Below are 19,000 nucleotides of genomic sequence, written 5' to 3'. Positions count from 1 at the left end.
CCGTTACAGGGGCTTGAGCCGTACCCACGTCGCGCCCCAGCCTCCGTCCGCCTCGGAGGCGGTCTGGAAGCCTTCCACTTCCGGCAGCGTGGGCAGCAGGGACTGCACGGTGCGCCGCAGCGCGCCCGTCCCCTTGCCGTGGATGATGCGCACGTCCAGCACGCCCTTCTGGCGGCAGGCCCAGAGGTACTCGGTGACGAGCTCCTTCACCTCGCGAGGCTGGAAGAGATGCAGGTCGAGGTTTCCATCGACCGGAATTTCTACCGCTCCCAGCTCATCGAGCGTGGGCGGAGGCTCCGGACCCTCCGGCGGCAGGGGCGGGAGTGGCTTTCGGCGTGACACCGTAGCGGGCCTCCTCCAGGCGGGCCTTCTCCTCGGCCGCCAGACGCTGGCGCTCGCGCGCGAGCCGGAACTGTTCCTTGAGGCTGGTGATCTCCCCCTTGAGCGAGGTGATCTCCTCCGTCACCGCGCCCTGCGGGTGGGCGTTCGCCTCGTCGACGTGGTTGCCCGCCCGCTTGCCTTCCGAGCCGGCACCACCGGCGGAGGTCATCTGCATCAGCAGGGCAGCCAGGGTCATCGCCTTCATGGCCTTTCACGTAAGCAAGCGGCGTGCTCGCGCGCAAGTCATGTTGCGTGAGCAACGCTTCGCTGGCCGCCCTCCTCCTTGTGTGACACGACGCGTTCCGCGAGCCGGACGGCGGACAGGGGCGCGCTGCCCTCCGCCTTGTTGTTGATGGTCACGAAGACGGGACGCTCGCGCCGCACGGCCGCCATGCACACGCGGGCCAGCACGTCGCGGGTGCCCACGTCCTCATCCACCAGCCGGTTGAAGGGCGCGTAGCGGGCGTAGGCCTCCTCGTAGCCGAGGTTCGGCGGCAGCATCCAGCGCACCACCACCGCGCGAGCCTCGAAGGCGCGCGTGAGCTTCGCCTGCCGCGCGACGGGCGGCATGTGGGCCCACACCGCGAGCACCGGACTCACGCCCGTGTCCGCGAGCGCCTGCGCGAAGCCCTCCGTGAGCAGCTCCTCGTTGCGGACCTCCACCGCGTACAGCGGGCCTTTCGGCAGCGCGGAGAAGAACGCGTGCAGCCGCTCCACGAAGCGGCCCGCGCCGCCCAGCGCCGCGGGGTCCTGCGGTGGGAACTGGAAGACGAGCGGGCCGGCCTTGTCCCCCAGCCCCTCCACGAACGGCGCCACCACGTGGTCCATCGCGTAGGCCGCCTGGAGGAACCGGTCGTTCACCTGCCCCCGGTGCGCGCCGTAGCGCTCGTGCACGGGGAAGCGGGCCAGCGTGCAGGCCTCGTGGGCCTTCACCAGGAAGCGGAAGCCGTCCGGTACCTGCTGGGCGTACTCGGTGAAGGTGGCCGCCGGCACGGGCGCATAGAACGTCCGGTCGATGCCCACCGTGCGCAGCACCGGGTGGTGCGCATAGGCGGCCAGGCCCTCGCGCGCCAGCTGGGTGGTGCTGGCCTCGTGGTCGTAGACGAGGCCGTTCCAGCCCGGGAAGGTCCACGACGACGTGCCCAGGTAGACGCCCTGGGGGAGCTGCTCGCCCAGCATGCGCAGGCTGTCGGACGGCTCGGCGGGCCCTACCGGCTGGGTCCGGCGCCGTGAGGACACGGGGGGCTCCTCCACCGCGCCGGTGAAGAGGTCGAACTGCGCGGGTCGTCGCGATGCGCTCATGCGTTCAGCTCCTCTCCCAGGCGGAAAAACCGAGGTGGGCCCCAGGGAGTAATCCCGGAGCCCAGGCGATGCAGCAGGTTGCCTGGAATCAGGGCGACGTTCCAGGTTTCTGGCACGCCCTCCAGGCGGACGGGCACGCACGGCCTGTCTCCCTCCCAACGAGACGGTCTGTGATTGGCGGGGCGTCCAAATGCAAACGCAGGCGAAGCGCTGTAAGCTATTCAAACCAAGGATTTCCGCACTACATCTGTAAAGCTTGACCGTGGTTGCAACGGCCGGCTGGGGGGCATCATGGACTGGTCGTTGACGGCATCCCTGCTCGCCGAGCGGGACACGCGCCCCATCGTCGTGATGGACCGGCGCGGCCGCATCGAGCTGGCGAATGGCGCCTTCACGTCGCTCTTGGGCCGGCCCCGCGAGGAGTTGCTGGGGCGCCGCTGGACGGAGGTCTGCACGCCGCCGGAACACGGGCGCGAGGTGGGCCAGGCGCTGCGGGCCGTCTTCACCCACGCCGAGCACCGGCTGGAGACGCAGGTGCTCACGCGCGGCGGCGAGCGGCTGTCGGTGGAGCTGGACGTGACCGCCGTGGGCCGGCCGCCGCTGCGGCTGGTGGCCATCATCATGCGCGCGTCACCGCCGCTCTCCGTCCCGGAGCCCACCGCCAGCGCCGGGCCGTCCCGCGCCTCCGGCCCCCACCAGGACCTGAACTATGAAATCTCCACCGAGCTGGCGTCGTTCGGCACGCTCAAGGCGGTGTGGACCTCCGGGCACGCACAGCAGGAGGAGATGGTGGGCCAGCCCTGCTTCGGTGCCTTCGCCCACCGCGACGCGCCCTGCCTGGACTGCCCGCTGACGGCGACGTCCCCCGCGTCCTGGCCCCACACCATCGTGCGGCAGGCCTCCGAGCACGGCGACGGCTACGAGGTCGTCACCGCCACGCCCACGGGCGCCGGCACCGCGCGCGTCAGCGTGCACACCATCGGTGACGCCACGCTCAGCGGCCTCTTCGAGGCGAAGGTGCGGAGGATGGCGAACGCGGCGCGGCTGTCGGAGCGGGAGGGCGATGTGTTGCGATATCTCGCGCTCGGCCGCTCGCCCACCGACATCTCCACCGTGTTAGGGATTACCGAGCGCACCGTAAAATTCCATCAGGCGAACCTGCTCCGGAAGCTGGGGGCGGAGACGCGGTACGACCTGCTCCGCCTGTTCTTCTGACCAGGGCGCCTTCCCTCCGGGACAGCTTTCGCGGCGCGCGCCTTGCGACATGCTGGGGATTCGACTCCGGAGTCCGGGGGGTCGGGGGGGCCGTTGCCCATGGGCAGCGCCAGTCAAATCCGTACCATCAAAGACATACAGTCCTCATGGACTTCCGTCAAAGGGCATCCTGTCCGTGAGTGAAACTCCGGGCTGGGACGACGTGATGCGGGAGTTCCTCCTCGAGTCCCGCGAGCACGTGCAGAGCATCGAGGCGACGGTGCTGGAGCTGGAGGCGCAGCCGGGCTCGCAGCCCCTGCTGGCGCAGCTGTTCCGCGGCCTGCACACCGTGAAGGGCACCTGCGGCTTCCTGGGCTTCACCCGCCTGGAGGCGCTGATGCACGCCGCCGAGGAGCTGCTCGGCCTGGCGCGCGACCGGCGCCTGGTGCTGGACCGCGAGCGCGTGTCCACGCTGCTGGCGCTGGCGGACGCGGCGCGCGCGGCGCTGGAGCACATCGAGGCGACGGGGCTGGAGCCCGCGGTGGACCACGCCGCGTTGCTCGCGCGCATGGCGGGCGCGGCGACGGCGAACGCCCCCGCGGAGCTTTCGGAGCCCCTGACACCCCCGGGCGCCCTGCCCTGGCGCGGCGCCGCCACCGGCGTGGACTCCAAGCTGCGCGTGGACGTGGCGCTGCTGGACCGGCTGATGAACCTGATGGGCGAGCTGGTGCTGGCGCGCAACCGCATCCTCCAGTGCGCGGCCTCCCCCACGCCGGGCGCGGACCTGATGACCGCGTCGCAGCGGCTGGACGTCGTCACCACGCAGGTGCAGCAGGTGGTGATGAAGACGCGGCTCCAGCCGGTGGGCCAGGTGTGGAACCGCTTCCCCCGGCTCGTGCGCGAGCTGGCGCACGGGTGCGGCAAGCAGGTGCGGCTGCAGCTCCACGGCGCGGACACGGAGCTGGACAAGACGCTGGTGGAGGCGCTGCATGATCCGCTCACCCACCTGTTGCGCAACGCCGTGGACCACGGCGTGGAGACGCCCGAGCAGCGCCGCGAGGCGGGCAAGCCGCCCGTGGGGTGCCTGACGCTGAGCGCGTCGCACGAGGGCGGGCTCGTGCACCTGGGCATGTCCGACGACGGCGCGGGCATCGACGTGCAGCGCGTGCGGCAGGTCGCGGTGCAGCGCGGCCTGCTCACGGCCGACCAGGCGGCGCGGCTGCCGGACGCGGACGCGCTGATGCTCATCTTCATGCCTGGCTTCAGCACCGCGGAGCGCGTCACGTCGCTGTCCGGCCGGGGCGTGGGCATGGACGTGGTGCGCACGCAGGTGGAGCGCATCGGCGGCACCGTGGAGGTGCACAGCCGGCCCGGTCAGGGCACGACGTTCACCCTGAAGATTCCCCTCACGCTGGCCATCATCCCGGCGCTGCTCGTGACGTGCCGGGGTGACCGCTACGCGCTGCCGCAGGCCTCCCTGCGGGAGGTGGTGTGGCTGGAGCCGGCGCAGGCCCGCAGGGACATCAGCCGCATCCAGGGCGCCTGCGTGCTCCGGCTGCGCGGAGAGCTGCTGCCGCTGGTGGTGCTGGCCTCCGAGCTGGGCGTGGGGCCCGCGACGCCGGAGCTGGACGAGGGCGCCACCATCGTCGTGTTGCAGGCCGGGGAGCGCGCCTTCGGGCTGTGGGTGGACGCCATCCACGACACGGAGGAGATCGTCGTCAAGCCGCTGTGGAAGCACCTGAAGGGGCTGGCCTGCTACGCCGGCGCGACGGTGCTGGGCGACGGGCGCGTGGCGCTCATCCTGGACGCCATGGGGCTGGGCCGCCGCGTGGGCACCGTCGCGGAGGCGCAGGCCCAGGTCGTCGTCCCCGAGGCCGCTCCGGAGGCGCCCCGCCCCGAGGACGCGCGCGAGCGGGTGCTGCTGTGCCGCACCGGCGCGGAGGGCCGCGTGGCCATCCCGCTGTCCCGCGTAGCGCGGCTGGAGGAGCTGCCCGCGTCGGACGTGGAGCGGCTGAGCGGAGGCATGGAGATGGCGCGCTATCACGGCCAGCTGCTGCCGCTGGTGCGCGTGGCCTCCGTGCTGGAGGCGAGGCCCGGCGCGACGGAGCGGCTCACGCAAGGCCTCCAGGTCGCGTTCGGCGAGTCGCTGTCCGTCGTCGTCGCCACGCACTCGGACACGCGCGTGGGGCTGGTGGTGGACGCCATCCTCGACGTCGCGGAGGTGGAGCTTTCGCTCCAGCGTGAGACGCGCCGCCCGGGCGTGCTGGGCTCCATGGTGGTGCAGAGCCGGGCCACCGAGTTCCTGGACGTGGAGGGCACCGTGCGCGCCGTGCACCCGGAGCTGCTGACGGGCGGTGCGCCGTGAGCGCCTTCCGCCAGCTGTGCTCGTTCCAGGTGGGGGACCACCTGTTCGGCCTGGACATCGAACGCGTGCAGGAGATCTTGCTGCCGCCCCCGCTCACGCGCGTCCCCGGCGCGCCTCCGGAGGTGGCGGGGCTGCTCAACCTGCGCGGGCAGATCGTCCCCGCCATCGACCTGCGCCGCCGCCTGGACCTGCCCGACGGAACCGCTCCGACGGACGCGCCCCACGTCGTCCTGCGCGGCGACGAAGGCGCGGTGAGCCTCCGCGTGGATGCCATTGGCGACATCCTCCCCTTCGAGCAGTCGGACCTGGCGCCACTGCCGGACAACCTGCGTGGGCCCCTGCGCTCGATGCTCCTGGGTGTCCATGCGCTGCCGGACCGGCTGCTGCTCGTGTTGTCCGCGGACGCGGTGGTGCACGGGCTTGCGCCCGCGTCCAGCGCCTCCGCCGCCCCTTCCTTCCCCTTGCTTCCCCAGGAGTCCCGCTGATGGCCCGCCCTACCGCGCCCGCCGTGAAAGCCACCCTCTTCCAGCGCCTGGGCGGCAAGGCCCCCCTGACGGCGGCCGTGCAGAAGCTCTACGCGCGGGTGATGACGGACGCGCTGCTCAAGCCCCTCTTCCGCCGCGCGGACCTGGTCCAGTTGCAGCGCCAGATGGTCGCGTTCCTCACCCAGCACCTGGGCGGCCCGGCCGTCTATCGCGGTCCGTCGATGCGCGAGGTGCACGCGCGCATGGCGCTGAAGCCCCATCACTTCGAGCGCGTCGCCGAACACCTGGCCACCGTGCTGGATGAGCTGGACGTGCCGGGCCCCGTCGCCCGCGAATTGCTGGCGGCGGTGGGGACGTCGCAAGAGGACGGCGTCAGCAGGCCCGCGTCGAAGCGCGCCCCGGCGCGTGCCTCCCGCACGGAGGGACGCCGGGTCGCCGTGGCGTCCGTGCCCGCGGCCCGCTCCTCCCGCCGCCGCGCGGCCACGCCGCTCGAGGGCGCCTTCAACGAGACGCTGCTCAACGCGGCGCGGGTCAACCTGTTCGTCCTGGACGCGGACCTGGGCATCGTCTTCATCAACGCGGCCGCCACGGAGGCCCTCGAGCGCATCAGCGACGGCGCGGAGGACCGCGACTTCCTCGCCCACTTCGAGCATCAGCTGCGGCTGGAGGAGGACCGGCTGGGCACGCCGTCCGCGCTGCCGTACGAGACCACCTTCGCGGCGGGCCCCACCCTGCTCAAGGTCCACGTCGACGGCATCGAGGGCCGAAGCGGAGCGCTCACCGGCTACGTGGTGACGTGGACGGACATCACGGATCAGCAGCGCGTGGACACGGAGATGGCGCGGCTGAGGGCCATGCTGGAGAACGCCCCCACCTGCGTGATGGCGGCCGACAAGGACCTGAAGATCGTCTACCTGAACCCCGCCTCGCGCCGGCTGTTGCAGCGGGTGGAGAAGCACCTGCCCGTCAGCGCGGACCGGGTGCTGGGGTCCACCATCGACGTCTTCCACCGCGACTCGGCGTACCAGCGGAAGATCCTGTCCAACGACAAGAACCTGCCGGTGCGCGCGAACATCCCCATCGGGCCGGAGGTCGCGGACCTGCTGGTGACGGCGGTGTACGACGGCCAGGGCCGCTACCTGGGCCCCATGGTGACGTGGGAGCTCATCACCGAGAAGCTCGCGGTGCAGAAGCGGGAGCAGGACCTGGACAGCACGCTGCGCGGCATCTTCCAGGAGGTGACGCAGCACTCGCAGACGCTCGCGGCGTCGTCGCAGGAGCTGTCCAGCGTCAGCCAGCAGATGGTGAGCAACGCGCAGGAGACCGCGGCGCAGGCCACCCAGGTGTCCGCCGGCGCGGAGCAGGTCAGCCGCAACGTGCAGAGCGTCGCGTCCGGCATGGAGGAGGTCAACGCGAACATCCGCGAGGTGGCGCGCAACGCGAGCACCGCCGCCAAGGTGGCGTCGTCCGCAGTCAAGCTGGCTGACACCACGTCCATCCTCGTCGGCAAGCTGGGGACCAGCAGCCAGGACATCGGCAAGGTCATCAAGGTCATCACCTCCATCGCGCAGCAGACCAACCTGCTCGCGCTCAACGCGACCATCGAGGCGGCGCGCGCGGGCGAGGCGGGCCGGGGCTTCGCGGTGGTGGCCAACGAGGTGAAGGAACTGGCGCGTGAGACGGCCCGCGCCACCGAGGACATCGGCCAGCGGATCGGCAGCATTCAGGGCGACACCGAGGAGGTGGTCAACGCCATCCTGGAGATCGGCGCCACCATCGGCCGCATCAACGAATTGCAGACGTCCATCGCCTCGTCGGTGGAGGAGCAGACGGCGACCGCGGGGGAGATCCTGCGCAACGTGGGCGAGGCCGCCAAGGGCAGCCAGCAGATCTCCGAGAACATGGCCGCCGTGGCGGAGGCCGCGCGCAGCACCACCGAGGGCGCGGGCAGCACGCAGCGCTCGGCGGTGGAGCTGGCCCACATGGCGCAGTCGCTGCAACGGCTGGTCGTGCAGGTGGACACCACGGACAAGCAGGCGCGGGCGAAGTAGCGCGGGCCGCTGCAAGCCCCGGGAGCCACGGCACGTGCGGATCGGATTGAAGCGGTGGTGGGAGCTGGGCCAGGTGGCCCGCGCCTCCACGCGCCTGCGGCGGGTGTCCCGTCCCCAGGACGAGGAGCGCGCGCGGCGAGAGCTGACCCAGCGGCTCCTGGGCCTGCGGGGACTGCCCCAGAAAATGGGCCAGGTGCTCACGCTCGCGGAGCTGGGCGCGGAGACGCCGGGATTCGGTTCGCTCGCGGAGGCGCCCTCCCCGCTCGCGCCGGAGGACGCGCTGGCGGAGGTGTCCCGACGACTGGGCCGCCCGTGGCAGGAGGTGTTCACGTCGCTGGAGGGCGTGGGCATCGCCGCGTCGCTGGGGCAGGTGCACCGGGGCGTGCTGCGCGACGGGCGCGCCGTGGCGGTGAAGCTGCGGCACCCGGGCATCGCGGAGGCCGTGCGGGATGATCTGCGCGCGCTGGGCTGGCTGGCCGCGCCGCTGGGGGGCTGGCGCGGGAAGCTGGACATGTCCGCCTACCGCCATGAGCTGGCCCGGATGCTCCAGGGCGAGCTGGACTACCACCACGAGGCCCAGGCCCTGCGGGACGCGGGCGCGCGCATGGCGGACGTGCCGGGCGTCGTCGTCCCCGTGCCGGTGGACGCGCTCACCCGTGAAGACCTGCTGGTGATGAGCTGGGTGGAGGGCGCTTCCCTCGCGGAGGGCTGGCGCTGGAGCGAAGCGGACCGCCGGGCGCTGTCCACCACGCTGATCCGGCTGTTCCTCCACGGCTGCTTCACCTGGGGCGCGCTCCACGCGGATCCGCACCCGGGCAACTACCGCGTGTCCCGGGGGCCGGACGGCAGGCCCGTGCTGGGGGTGCTCGACTTCGGCTGCGTGAAGCCGCTGCCGCCGGAGCTGGCCGTGGGGCTGGGGCGGTTGATCTCCCTCCTCCGGGCTCCGAACGCCACGCCGCACCCGGAGCAGCTGCTGTCCGCGTGGGTGATGCTGGGCTTCACGCCGGAGCTGCTGGAGCCCATGACGGAAGCGCTGCCCGCCGTGAGCCGCGTGCTGCTGGAGCCCTTCCTCCGGGAGGGTCCCTTCCACGCGAGGAGCTGGCGGCTGGGAACGCGGCTCACCGAGGCGTTGGGGCCGCACCGCTGGAACTTCCGCGCGGCCGGGCCCGCGTCACTGCTGTTCGTCCTGCGTGCGTTCCACGGGCTGGTGCGCCACCTGGACGTGCTGGATACGCCCATCGCCTGGGGGCCGCTGCTGGACGAGGCCCGTGCTCCATCGCTTCCCCCGCCGCCGTCGCCGCCCGAGGCGCGGGTGGAGGGCACCGCGCGCTACCTGAAGGTCCGCGTGACGGAAGCTGGGCACACGCGCGTCGCGCTGACCTTCCGCGCGGACGTGACGGCGCACCTGGAAGACCTGTTGCCGGAGGACCTGCCGCGCAAGCTCGCGGCGCGGGGCCTGGATCCGGTCGCCATCGGCGCGGCGGCGGTGGCGGCGGGGCTGCGGCCGGCGGAGCTGTTCCACCTGGACGAGGGCGACCGCCACGTCCGGGTCTGGCTCGAATGAAAGACAGACAAGGAGGTGACGGATGGTCACCATCGGCATGAACTACGAGGTGCGTGAGGGCAAGGCGGAGGCCTTCGAGCGGAAGTTCGCGCTCGTCCTGGAGGCGATGCGGATGCTGCCGGCGCACGCGCACACGGAGCTGTTCAAGAGCGTGGGGGCACCGGGGCGCTACCTCATCGTCTCCGAGTGGCACAGCCGCGAGGGCTTCGACGCCTTCGTCGCGTCCGAGGCCTTCCACCGCGTGACGGACTGGGGCGCAAGCGCCATCCTCGCGAGCCGGCCACGCCACGAGGTGTATGGCGATGCGGCCTCCAGCGCCCCCGCGGGCCGCTGCCCGGTCGCGCACGCGGTCCGGTGACGCGAGTGCGAATGAACCCCATCCGGGTCCTGGTGGTGGACGACGCGGCCGTGGTGCGGCGGCAGGTGTCACTGCTGCTGGACGCGGATCCAGGCCTGGAGGTCGTCGCCACCGCGCCCAACGGCCGCATCGCGCTGGCGAAGGTGGAGCAGTTCCAGCCGGACGTGGTGCTGCTGGACCTGGAGATGCCGGAGCTGGACGGGCTGGAGACGCTGAAGCTCCTGCGCCAGCGCGCCCCGGACCTGCCCGTGGTGATGTTCAGCGCGCTCACCGAACGCGCCGGCATGCTGACCCTGGAGGCGCTCGCGCTGGGAGCCCGCGACTACGTGACGAAGCCCACGTCCGCGGGCGGAATGAACGTCACGGTGGAGGCCGTGCGGGACGAGCTGGTGCGCAAGCTCAAGGCGCTCAACGTTCGCCCCGCTTCCGCCACGATGGCGCCGTTCCCCGTGACGCGCGCACCCCAGCCCCGGCCGCTGGTGCCCGCGCGGGTGGAGGCCATCGTCATCGGCGCGTCCACGGGAGGCCCGGGCGCGCTGGTGCGCGTGGTGTCCGCGCTGCCAGCGGACCTCCCGGTGCCGGTGCTCGTCGTGCAGCACATGCCGCCCCTCTTCACGCGGCTGCTCGCGGAGCGGTTGCAGGGCGTGAGCCCGCTCTGCGTGCGCGAGGCCGTGACGGGTGCGTCCGTGCGGGCCGGCTCGGTGTGGGTGGCCCCCGGGGACTTCCACCTGGCCGTGTGCCGGGACGCGACGGGCGTGCGGCTGCTCACGCACCAGGGGCCGGCGGAGAACGCGTGCCGTCCGGCGGTGGACCTGCTCTTCCGCTCGGCGGCGGAGGTGTACGGCGCGGGGGTGCTGGCGGTGGTGCTCACCGGCATGGGCCAGGACGGGCTGCGCGGCTGCCGCAAGGTGAGCGAGGCGGGCGGTCAGGTGGTGGTGCAGGACCAGGCCAGCTGCGTCATCGGCAGCATGCCGGGCGCGGTGGAGCAGGCGGGGCTCGCGGACGCGGTGGTGCCCCTGGACGCCCTGGCCCTGGAGCTGGTGCGGCGCGTGGATCCACGCGGACGGAGGACCTGAGCATGTCCCTGCTTGCCGACGACTTCGCGTACCTGCGGCAGCGCGTGCTGCGCCGCTCCGGGCTCGTGCTGGAGCCCGACATGCACGCGCTGGTGGAGACGCGGCTCATGTCGCTCCTGCGCGAGGAGCGGCTGCCGGACATCTCCGCCCTGGTCGCGCGGCTGCGCTCACAGCCGGAGAGCAGCCCGCTCCACCAGCGGCTGGCGGAGGCGCTGGCCAACCACGAGACGGCCTTCTTCCGCGACGCGCCCGTGTTCGACGCCCTGCGCTCCACGGTCCTGCCCGCCCTGCTGGCGAAGCGCTCCCGCACGCGCACGCTGCGCATCTGGTGCGCGGCGTGCGCCTACGGCCAGGAGCCCTACAGCATCGCGATGACGCTGGCGGAGGCCGGGCTGCTGATCACCGGCTGGACGGTGCGCATCCTCGCCACCGACTTCTCCACGCGCGCGCTCGTGCGCGCCAGCGAGGCCCGCTACGACGCGCAGGAGATCCACCGGGGCCTGACGCCGGAGCTGCGCCAGCGCTACTTCCGCCCGGAGCGCGACGGGTGGCGGCTGAACGAACAGGTGCGCAGGCCGGTGGAGCTGCGGCCGCTCAACCTCATGGACGACTTCCCACCGGAGGCGCCGGTGGACCTCGTCTTCCTTCGCAACGTGATGATCTACTGGGACGTGCCCACCCGCCGCGCGGTGCTCGCCCGCGTGCGGCGGATGCTCCAGGCGGATGGCTACCTGGTGCTGGGCGCCGCGGAGGCCTCACCCCTGGTGGAGGACGGCTTCACGCGGCACCTGATTGGACAGACCAGCTGGTACCGCCCCACACCCGCGCCCCACGCCAGCGCGAGCGCGCCGGTGGAGGACGCGCCGTGCCCGCCCCGCTCCGGCGCTAGACCTTGAGGCGGATGGCGCCGGGCAACATCGTCATGGTGCAGGGCAGCCGGCCCGGCGTCTCGCCGTCCACGTCCAGGAACACGTCGCCGTCCTCCGACTCCGCGTGGATGGTGCGGCAGCGCAGCCGCCGCGTGCCCTTCCAGGTGACGTGGTCGCCGTTGTAGACGCCCTTGGACTTGAGGACGAAGTCGGACAGGCCGTAGTTGGACCAGATGGTGACGTCGAAGAGGCCGTCGTGCGTCACCGCATCGGGCGCGACGAACATGCCGCTGCCGAAGTAGCGGCCGTTGGCCACGGCCACCGCGGTGACGCTCACCGTCTCCGGGGGGCCACCATCCACCGTGAGGCGCACCTGCCGCTCCTGGTACTTCAGGAGGCCCTTCACGGTGCCCCACATGAAGCTCAGGTTGCCGCCCAGCGCCTTGCTGCCCTGGTTCACCTCGCGGGCCACCACCGCGCTCACGCCGAACGAGGCGATGTTGGCGAAGAAGCGCGTGGCCGGGTTGCCGTCGTTGTCGATGAACTCCAGCCGCCCCACGTCGAAGGGCTCCGTCTTCTCCGTGCGCAGCCGCTCCAGCGCGGACGTCAGCTCCAGGTCCCACCCGAAGGTGCGGCGGAAGTCGCCGCCGGTACCCCGGGGCAGCAGGGCCAGCGTGGCCTGCGGGTTGATGACCTGCCCGTCGCGGAAGAAGCCGTTGGTGACCTCGTTGAGGGTGCCGTCGCCGCCCACCGCGACGATGCACTCAAAACCGTCGTCGATGGCCTGCCGCGCCAGACGCGCCGCATCCATGCCGCCGCTGGTGAAGCCGTGCCCGAACTCACCGAGCACCTTGCCCACCAGCGCGGAGATCTCCACCCAGCGCTTCCCCGTCTGCCCGTTGGCGCTGCGCGGGTTGACCACGAGGAACGTCTTCATTCAGTGCCTTCTCCCTGCGAGAACGGCTTGTTTACGCAATTGTGCGCCCAGGCTCCACTCCATGACCCACAGGAGGGCCCCGAGGCCCGGGGTGTTTGTCACCCGGACTGCTTCGTGCTGGGCTTCCCGCCCCCCGCCTCCCCCCGGACCCCGAGTGAAAGCCCCCGCCTCCACCGAGCAGCTCGCGCCCCACCGGGAGGCCACGCGCGCCCTGGACTGGGCGCTGCCCGCGCTCCGGGCGGACCTGGCGGCGGCGGCGAGGCAGCCCTTCCGGGAGACGGGCGCCCAGGAGGACTTCCTCCTCCGCCATGACGCACCGGCCCATGAATCCCAGGGGCCGGCGCGGACGGAGCGCTTCGAGCGGGCCCTGGGCCGGGTGCGGCGGCTCGCGGACGCGGGCGAGCCGCTGACCTTCCCCCGGATGGTGGAGGTCCAGTCGGAGCTGCTGGGCGGACCCACGGGCTTCCGCACCGGGGACGCCTTCGCGTGGGGTGGCGCGCACCGCTACGCGCACGTGCCCGGCCTGGAGGCGGCCTTCCGCGAGAAGGTGGAGGCGGACGCGCGGGAGGAACGCCATCCGGTGGCGCATGCCACGCGGTTGTACCTGGACCTGTGTTTCTTCCACCCCTTCCCGGACGGCAACGCCCGCGCGGCGCGGCTGTGGTTGGAATACATGCTGCGCCGGGGCCGGCTGCCCACGCCGCCGCTGGCGCCCGTGGTGCTGTGGCCCAAGCATCCGGGGGACGCGGTGAACTACACGCGGCTGGCAAGGCTGCTGGCCCGGAGCATCGCGGGGCCGGACGCCCCGTGCCGCAACGAGGTGCCCGAATGACCAGCAACGCTTCGGCTTTCACGTGGCGCCGCATCCGCGACAGCCTGGATGCCTATGCGCCGCAATCACTGGCGGCCCGGCTGCGAGAGGTCCTGGCCCCCTTGCGGTCCGGCAGCATCCATCAGGCCCGACTCAAGCAGGCGAAGAACGCCGTGAAGGACCTGCTCCAGGCCGAACTGGGGCCCTGGTACATCGAGAGCGGCCTGCCCCTGGGCAACGAAGTGCTGGGGGGCTATTGCTGGTGTCACTCGTTCTTCAACCAGAACCCGCCGCATCGGACGATGGACGTGGATGCGAACATCCAGCTCATGCTGGAGGCGCTGGAGCGGATCCGTTCGTTCCTGTACGCGCTGGACGGCGTGTACCAGACCGCGCGCCGTCAGCTCGAGCTGGCGGCTGACGACCAGGCGCTCCGGGCGAAGGCGCTCGCGGAGGGGCTGGTGCGGACCGTGGAGTTGACGGCGGAGACGACGTCCTGTGAGGAGACCTGGTACCAGGTCGCGCAGGACGCCATGTCGTGGTGCATCGAGGCGATGGGGCTGCCCCTGTCGGACGCCACGCAGGAGCAGCTGGACACCGCCTTCGTGTTCGAGTCGTGGATCTCGCCCACCCCGGAAGCCCTCCGGACCGCGGCGGCGCGGGTGGCGGAGGTGGCCGTATGAGCAGGTCGGCCCTGGGCCATTGGCTGCGCATCCGCGACAGCCTGGAGGGGTATGAGCCGGAGAAGCTCATCCGCCTGCTGCGTGAATACCTGGCACCACGCGTGCCCCCGGGGACGCGCAAGCTCACGGACGAGCAGCACGACACGATGGCCAAACACATCCAGCGGCTGCTCCACCAGAACCTGGGGCCCTGGTACACGGAGACGGGCCTGTATCTGGGCAATGAGAGCTTCGGCGGCTACTGCTGGTGTCATCGCTTCTTCAGGCAGAAGCCCACGCCAAACATGGACGTGGAATACAACCTCCAGCTCATGCTCGACGCGCTGGAGCGGTCGCGCCAATGGCTGTTCAAGCTGGACGCCCACTTCGAGGCGCTGAAGCGGGACCTGCCTTCGGGGCCGGGCGACCACGACATCCGGGCGCTCGCGCTGTCGGATGGAATCGTCACCACGATGAACCTCACCATGGAGGCCACGGGCTGTGAGGAGGCCTGGTCCACCTTCGCGGACCAGGCGCTGGCGTGGATGTTCGACGCCATCGGCCTGCGGCCGGGCTATCAGGCCGGCAAGCTGATGCGAAAGCTGTTCGCCTTCGAGTCCTGGCACTCACCGTCCGAGGAGGAGCTGCGCGGCTCGGCGGAGAAGGTGGCGGCGGCCGTCGTGGAGGACGAGGGCCACCGACACAGGCACTGAGCCGCGCGCCCGTCCCGTCAGTGGATGGGCTTCCCAGGCTTCAGCCGGGCCTTCTCGCTCGAGCCGCCCTTCACCTCGATGCGCTTGCCCTGGATCACCTGCTCCGGGAGCTTCAGGGAGATCTCCAGCACGCCGTTCTCGAAGTTCGCCTGCACCGTCTCCAGGTCGATGTCTTCCGGAATCGGGATGACGCGGCGGAAGGAGCCGCTGCCGCGCTCCAGGCTCCAGACCCCTTCGGCCTCCTCTTCCTCCTCCACCTCGAAGCTGCGCTCGCCTTCAATCACGAGCAGGTCCTTCAGCAGCTCGACGTGGATGTCCTCCTGCTTCATGCCCGGCAGGTCCGCCTTCACGATGAGGTTGCCGTTCCGCTCCAGCACGTCCACCTGCGGCGACCAGAGGCCTTCCTCCAGCAGGCCACCGCGGAGGCCGAGGCCCCGGCCTCCGAAGCCGGTGACGAGCTGGTCCATGTCCTCCAGCATCCGCCGCAGCAATCCGAACGGGCTCGCGGGAATGGCCTCACGGCCGAGGGCCTGTGCAAGGGACTCGCGGCGGGTGATGCCAGCGCCCGTCCTGGGCTCCTGGGCCTGCAAGCCGCCGCCCTGCACGTCGGGCTGGGCGTTCTTCACGCCGGGCGGGGAAGAAGGCCCCCCCTGGGCCCCCGGGTTCTTGTTCGCGGTTGCCATTGACGTCCTCCCCCGGTGGCGTCCGGCTGGCGCCCGGCCGCTGGACCGCCCCGGTGACTCGAGCGGGGATGGGATTATCCCACCCTCCAAGTTGGCCGCGCCCCCGGGAGGCATCAAGGGTCCGGGGCTGGCGAGCCCCGGTGTCTGCCATTGGAGGGAGCCCCCGCTACGCGAGCAGCGTGGCGTCCATCACGGTCAGCGCAACGCCGCCCACGCGGGCGCGCTCGATGTGGCCCGGCCGCCCGGCGACCTGGATGTCGATGCGGCCCGGCTTGCCCAGCGTGTCGCCCTGCTCGATGCGGCTCGCCACCGTGCCGCCTTCCGCTGGCAGGCGAAGGCTCCCGTGCTCGGCGAGGTACGCCGCCAGCGGCCCCGCGGCGGAGCCCGTCACCGGATCCTCCAGGATGCCGAACCCCGGGACGAAGTAGCGCGCCTGGGCCACGCTCCCCTCCTCCTTCGCCTCACGGGTGAAGAGGTAGACGCCTCGCAAGCCGTGCGGCATCAGCAGCGCGTTCATCGCGGCGCCTCGCGGCGTCAGGGCCTCCAGGTCCGCGAGCCGCAGGAGCGGCACCACCAGCCGGTGGCCCTGGCGGATCACCGGCAGCGACGGGTCCACCTGCGCGGCCGTCCCGCCGAGCGTCGCCATCAGCGCCTCCAGCGCCACGGGGTTGGGCTGCACCGGCGGCTGGGGCGTGGTGATCCACACGCGAGTCCCACGGCCGCCCTGGGGCTCCAGCTCGATGGCGAACGTGCCGCCGGGGCACTCCAGCGTGTACGTCCCCGGGCTCTTCAGCAGCCCCTTCTCCGCGAGCAGGTGGAAGGTGGCCACGGTGGCGTGGCCACAGAAGGGGATCTCATCCACGGGCGTGAAGTAGCGCAGGCGCACGGTGGCGTCGCCGGGCCGGGACAGGAGGAAGGCGGTCTCCGACGCGCTGACGGCCGCGGCGGTCCGCTGCATCGTGGGGACGTCCAGCGCCGAGGCGTCGAGCACCACGCCCGCGCGATTTCCTGCACCGGCGGTGCGGGTGAAGGCATCGATGATGTGGACCTGCATGGGCGGACTCCGGACAGGGGAAGGGCCTGGGGAACGGCGCAGGCATGCTCCGCTCCGGTGTTGCCGTCAAGCGCCGGACCGACATGCCGGGGGGCCGCACAACGGGGTTGAACAGGAGCGCGCAAGCAGGCACAGCGGTAGCACATGGGTTTCCTGAAGCGAGGTGGGTGGGTGGTGCTGGTGGTGCTGCTCCACGCGAGCGGCGCGGTGGCACAGATCGTCAACGTGCAGGCGCTCTTCGACGAGAAGGCGGAGCTGGGGCCGGCCGCGGCCATCGAGCTGGGCGGCGACTGGCGCACGGGCAGCACGCAGCTGTTCTCGATTCGCGGCTCGCTGGTGGGTCAGCTGCGCTCGGAGCGCGAGGTCTGGCTGGGCGTCATCCGGGGTGAGTACTCGTTCGCCAGCGGCGAGCGGATCGTCAGCCAGGTGCTGGAGCACGTGCGCTACCGGCGCCAGTTCAGCGACCTGGTGTCGGGCGAGGCCTTCGCGCAGCACGAGTACAACGAGTTCCGCCGGCTCCAGCTCCGGATCCTGCTGGGCGCGGGTCCCCGCTTCGTGCTGGTCAATGAGGAGGCCACGGGGCTCACCTTCGGCGTGGCGCTGATGCTGGAGCACGAGCGGCTGCGCAAGGATGGCGAGCCGGACGCGGGAGACCGCTACACGGATCCACGCGTGTCCAGCTATCTGCTGGGACGGGTGAGGCTGATGCAGAACATCCAGCTGGTGGAGACGGTCTACTTCCAGCCGCGCGTCACCCGCCCCTCCGACCTGCGCGTGCTCAACGAGACGTTGTTCGCGGTGACGCCCAACCCCCGGGTCACGGTGGGCATCGGCTTCAACCTCACCTACGACAGCGCGCCGCCCGCGACGGTGCCGCCGCTGGACACGCAGCTGCGGACCACCGTGGGCGTGAAGCTGTAGGAGTAGACTCCAGCCATGGCCTCCCATCCCGTTCCCGCACCCGTCGCCCTCCTCGGAGGCGGCAAGCTCGCCGAAGCCATCATCCAGGGGCTGCTGCGCTCCGGCCACGCGCGCCCGTCCGACCTCCGCGTCACCGTTCGCCGGCCCGAGCGCGGCGAGGAGCTGCGCTCCCGCTACGGCGTGAACGTCCTCACGGACAACGCGCAGGCTGTGCGAGGCGCGGCGGTGGTCCTGCTGGTCGTCCGACAGGCGCAGATGCGCGACCTGATGGCGCTCATCGCCCCTGCCCTGGAGGCGGGGCAGGCGGTGGTGTCGCTGTCCGCGGACGTGCGGCTCGCGCAGTTGGAGGCGGCGCTGCCCCTCAGCGTCTCCGTGCTCCGCGCCATGCCCCACACGCCCGTGCGCGTGGGCGCGGGGGTGACGCCCCTGACGCCCGGGACGCGGGTGACGGAGGCCGCGCGGCGGGCCACGGAGTCCCTCTTCGCGGCGACAGGCCGCCCGCTGTGGGTGTCCGAGGAAGCGCTCACGGTGTGCACCGGCGTGTCCGGCACGGGCCCCGCGTATGTCTTCCGGTTCGTGGAGGCGCTGGCCCAGGCCGCGATGGCGCACGGGATGGACGCGGCGGAGGCAGCGGAGCTCGCGCGGGGAACGCTCATCGGCGCGGCGAAGCTGCTGGCCGAACCGGACGCCTCCACGCCACGGCTCATCGCGGAGGTGGCGACCCCGGGTGGCATCACCGAGGCGGGGCTGAAGACGCTGGAAGCCCAGGGCCTCTCCCGCGTCGTGGGTGAGGCGGTGTCCGTCGCCATCCAGCGCACGCGGGAGCGCGCGGACGCCTCCGCCGCGGCCTACGTCACGCCGAAGTGACGCTTGAGCCCCCGCTGGCCTCCAGGCGTGACGATGAGGCCTCGGGAGTCGGGCTGACGCTCCACCCACCCCAGCGAGAACACCCGGGAGGCGAGCGCCGCGCCCAGCGCCCCCGCGAGGTGGTCGCGCCGCTCGCTCCAATCCAGGCAGCGGTGGGCGAAGTGGCGCCGCTGCTCACGCACGGGCTCCAGGTCGATGCCGAAGTCCTGGAACCAGGCCTCGCCGCTCGGGGTGAGCGCGAAGGCGTGGCGGCGGAGGGACAGGTGCCCGGCCCGGAGCAGCGCGTCGGTGATGCCCATGCCCAACCGCCCCGCCAGGTGGTCGTAGCAGTAGCGCGCGGCCCGCAGGGGCTCCGGGGTCGCTGACGCACGGGGTCCCCGGACCGCCACGGTCATCAACGCCTCCACCATGCGCGCCACGGTGGGCGTGGCCAGGCGGAACACCTTGTTGCGGCCCTGCTTCGTGGAGCGGACCAGTCGGGCCTGCTCCAACCGCTGGAGGTGCGCGGTCGCCGTCGCGGGGCTGACGCCCGTGCCGAACGCGAGCTCCTTGGCGACGAGCGAACGTCCCTCCATGAGCAGCTCCAGCATCCGGATCCGCGTGGCGTCCCCCACGGCTCCCGCCAGCGTCGTGAGGTCCGGCCCTGCATTCATCGTTCGGTCCATGGCGAACCATTTCCTAGCACACGGACAGGGCTTCGGGAGGAG

The 19,000-nt window shown here is 72.0% G+C and carries 20 protein-coding genes; 13 read left to right on the top strand and 7 right to left on the bottom strand.

Annotated features, from left to right (window positions below):
* Positions 1 to 3: 3 nt before the first annotated feature.
* Genes AABA78_RS29680 through AABA78_RS29670 form a run of 3 tightly spaced genes read right to left on the bottom strand, consistent with a single transcriptional unit; the run spans position 4 to position 1,683 of the window.
* Positions 4 to 342: a Smr/MutS family protein gene (locus AABA78_RS29680; RefSeq protein WP_338268224.1), complete on the bottom strand. Its 339-nt coding sequence runs from the start codon at positions 340 to 342 to the stop codon at positions 4 to 6.
* On the bottom strand, positions 275 to 586 hold the full coding sequence (locus tag AABA78_RS29675) for a hypothetical protein (protein ID WP_338268222.1): 312 nt from the start codon (positions 584 to 586) through the stop codon (positions 275 to 277). Before AABA78_RS29675 ends, AABA78_RS29680 begins: the two co-directional genes overlap by 68 nt.
* A gap of 38 nt (positions 587 to 624) precedes the next feature.
* Complete coding sequence (locus AABA78_RS29670; RefSeq protein ID WP_338268219.1) at positions 625 to 1,683, bottom strand: DUF72 domain-containing protein; 1,059 nt, start codon at positions 1,681 to 1,683, stop codon at positions 625 to 627.
* Positions 1,684 to 1,974: 291 nt separating this feature from the next.
* On the opposite strand from AABA78_RS29670, the gene AABA78_RS29665 reads away from it, so the two are divergent.
* The 8 genes from AABA78_RS29665 to AABA78_RS29630 all read left to right on the top strand — a co-directional run bounded on the left by AABA78_RS29665 (position 1,975) and on the right by AABA78_RS29630 (position 11,672).
* Positions 1,975 to 2,898: a PAS and helix-turn-helix domain-containing protein gene (locus tag AABA78_RS29665; RefSeq protein WP_338268217.1), complete on the top strand. Its 924-nt coding sequence runs from the start codon at positions 1,975 to 1,977 to the stop codon at positions 2,896 to 2,898.
* Positions 2,899 to 3,073: 175 nt separating this feature from the next.
* Entirely contained in the window at positions 3,074 to 5,242 is a 2,169-nt protein-coding gene (locus AABA78_RS29660; RefSeq protein WP_338268214.1) for a chemotaxis protein CheA, read from the top strand.
* Positions 5,239 to 5,727 (top strand): chemotaxis protein CheW, encoded by a 489-nt coding sequence (locus tag AABA78_RS29655; RefSeq protein ID WP_338268211.1) that lies wholly within the window; start codon positions 5,239 to 5,241, stop codon positions 5,725 to 5,727. The genes AABA78_RS29660 and AABA78_RS29655 overlap by 4 nt, the downstream gene beginning before the upstream one ends.
* Complete coding sequence (locus AABA78_RS29650; protein ID WP_338268209.1) at positions 5,727 to 7,778, top strand: methyl-accepting chemotaxis protein; 2,052 nt, start codon at positions 5,727 to 5,729, stop codon at positions 7,776 to 7,778. Before AABA78_RS29655 ends, AABA78_RS29650 begins: the two co-directional genes overlap by 1 nt.
* Before the next feature lie 34 nt (positions 7,779 to 7,812).
* Positions 7,813 to 9,342, top strand: a complete 1,530-nt coding sequence (locus tag AABA78_RS29645) for an ABC1 kinase family protein (protein WP_338268207.1) — start codon at positions 7,813 to 7,815, stop codon at positions 9,340 to 9,342.
* A 22-nt stretch (positions 9,343 to 9,364) separates the two neighbouring features.
* Positions 9,365 to 9,700, top strand: coding sequence for an antibiotic biosynthesis monooxygenase family protein (locus AABA78_RS29640; protein WP_338268205.1), 336 nt, complete (start codon positions 9,365 to 9,367; stop codon positions 9,698 to 9,700).
* Positions 9,701 to 9,711: 11 nt separating this feature from the next.
* On the top strand, positions 9,712 to 10,776 hold the full coding sequence (gene cheB / locus AABA78_RS29635; protein ID WP_338268202.1) for a chemotaxis-specific protein-glutamate methyltransferase CheB: 1,065 nt from the start codon (positions 9,712 to 9,714) through the stop codon (positions 10,774 to 10,776).
* Between the two features lie 2 nt (positions 10,777 to 10,778).
* On the top strand, positions 10,779 to 11,672 hold the full coding sequence (locus AABA78_RS29630; RefSeq protein ID WP_338268200.1) for a CheR family methyltransferase: 894 nt from the start codon (positions 10,779 to 10,781) through the stop codon (positions 11,670 to 11,672).
* Here the strand turns inward: AABA78_RS29630 and AABA78_RS29625 are convergent.
* Complete coding sequence (locus AABA78_RS29625; RefSeq protein ID WP_171417407.1) at positions 11,662 to 12,582, bottom strand: diacylglycerol/lipid kinase family protein; 921 nt, start codon at positions 12,580 to 12,582, stop codon at positions 11,662 to 11,664. The two genes, AABA78_RS29630 and AABA78_RS29625, sit on opposite strands and share 11 nt — an antisense overlap.
* Before the next feature lie 154 nt (positions 12,583 to 12,736).
* Between AABA78_RS29625 and AABA78_RS29620 the strand changes: the two genes are divergently transcribed.
* The 3 genes from AABA78_RS29620 to AABA78_RS29610 are packed head-to-tail and all read left to right on the top strand — an operon-like array spanning position 12,737 to position 14,768.
* The gene (locus AABA78_RS29620; RefSeq protein ID WP_338268197.1) at positions 12,737 to 13,414 is read left to right on the top strand and encodes a Fic family protein; all 678 of its coding nucleotides are present in this window, start codon (positions 12,737 to 12,739) and stop codon (positions 13,412 to 13,414) included.
* On the top strand, positions 13,411 to 14,076 hold the full coding sequence (locus tag AABA78_RS29615; RefSeq protein WP_338268195.1) for a hypothetical protein: 666 nt from the start codon (positions 13,411 to 13,413) through the stop codon (positions 14,074 to 14,076). Before AABA78_RS29620 ends, AABA78_RS29615 begins: the two co-directional genes overlap by 4 nt.
* Positions 14,073 to 14,768: a hypothetical protein gene (locus tag AABA78_RS29610; protein ID WP_338268194.1), complete on the top strand. Its 696-nt coding sequence runs from the start codon at positions 14,073 to 14,075 to the stop codon at positions 14,766 to 14,768. The genes AABA78_RS29615 and AABA78_RS29610 overlap by 4 nt, the downstream gene beginning before the upstream one ends.
* A 17-nt stretch (positions 14,769 to 14,785) precedes the next feature.
* Here the strand turns inward: AABA78_RS29610 and AABA78_RS29605 are convergent, their stop codons facing one another.
* Positions 14,786 to 15,451, bottom strand: a complete 666-nt coding sequence (locus tag AABA78_RS29605) for an Hsp20/alpha crystallin family protein (RefSeq protein ID WP_338268193.1) — start codon at positions 15,449 to 15,451, stop codon at positions 14,786 to 14,788.
* 166 nt (positions 15,452 to 15,617) lie between these two features.
* Positions 15,618 to 16,505, bottom strand: a complete 888-nt coding sequence (locus AABA78_RS29600) for a PhzF family phenazine biosynthesis protein (protein WP_338268191.1) — start codon at positions 16,503 to 16,505, stop codon at positions 15,618 to 15,620.
* 144 nt (positions 16,506 to 16,649) lie between these two features.
* Between AABA78_RS29600 and AABA78_RS29595 the strand changes: the two genes are divergently transcribed.
* Positions 16,650 to 17,426 carry a DUF481 domain-containing protein gene (locus tag AABA78_RS29595; RefSeq protein WP_338268190.1) on the top strand — a complete coding sequence of 259 codons (777 nt, stop codon included), beginning with the start codon at positions 16,650 to 16,652 and terminating at the stop codon, positions 17,424 to 17,426.
* Between the two features lie 15 nt (positions 17,427 to 17,441).
* Positions 17,442 to 18,293 (top strand): pyrroline-5-carboxylate reductase, encoded by an 852-nt coding sequence (gene proC, locus AABA78_RS29590; RefSeq protein WP_338268188.1) that lies wholly within the window; start codon positions 17,442 to 17,444, stop codon positions 18,291 to 18,293.
* On the opposite strand, the gene AABA78_RS29585 is transcribed toward proC, so the two are convergent.
* Positions 18,275 to 18,958 (bottom strand): ArsR/SmtB family transcription factor, encoded by a 684-nt coding sequence (locus tag AABA78_RS29585; RefSeq protein ID WP_338268186.1) that lies wholly within the window; start codon positions 18,956 to 18,958, stop codon positions 18,275 to 18,277. The two genes, proC and AABA78_RS29585, sit on opposite strands and share 19 nt — an antisense overlap.
* Positions 18,959 to 19,000: the final 42 nt, after the last annotated feature.

This window comes from Corallococcus caeni (genome assembly GCF_036245865.1).
GTDB classification, from domain to species: Bacteria; Myxococcota; Myxococcia; order Myxococcales; family Myxococcaceae; genus Corallococcus; species Corallococcus caeni.
Note: the sequence above shows the minus strand (reverse complement) of the source record. Positions and strands in the feature narration are given on the sequence as shown.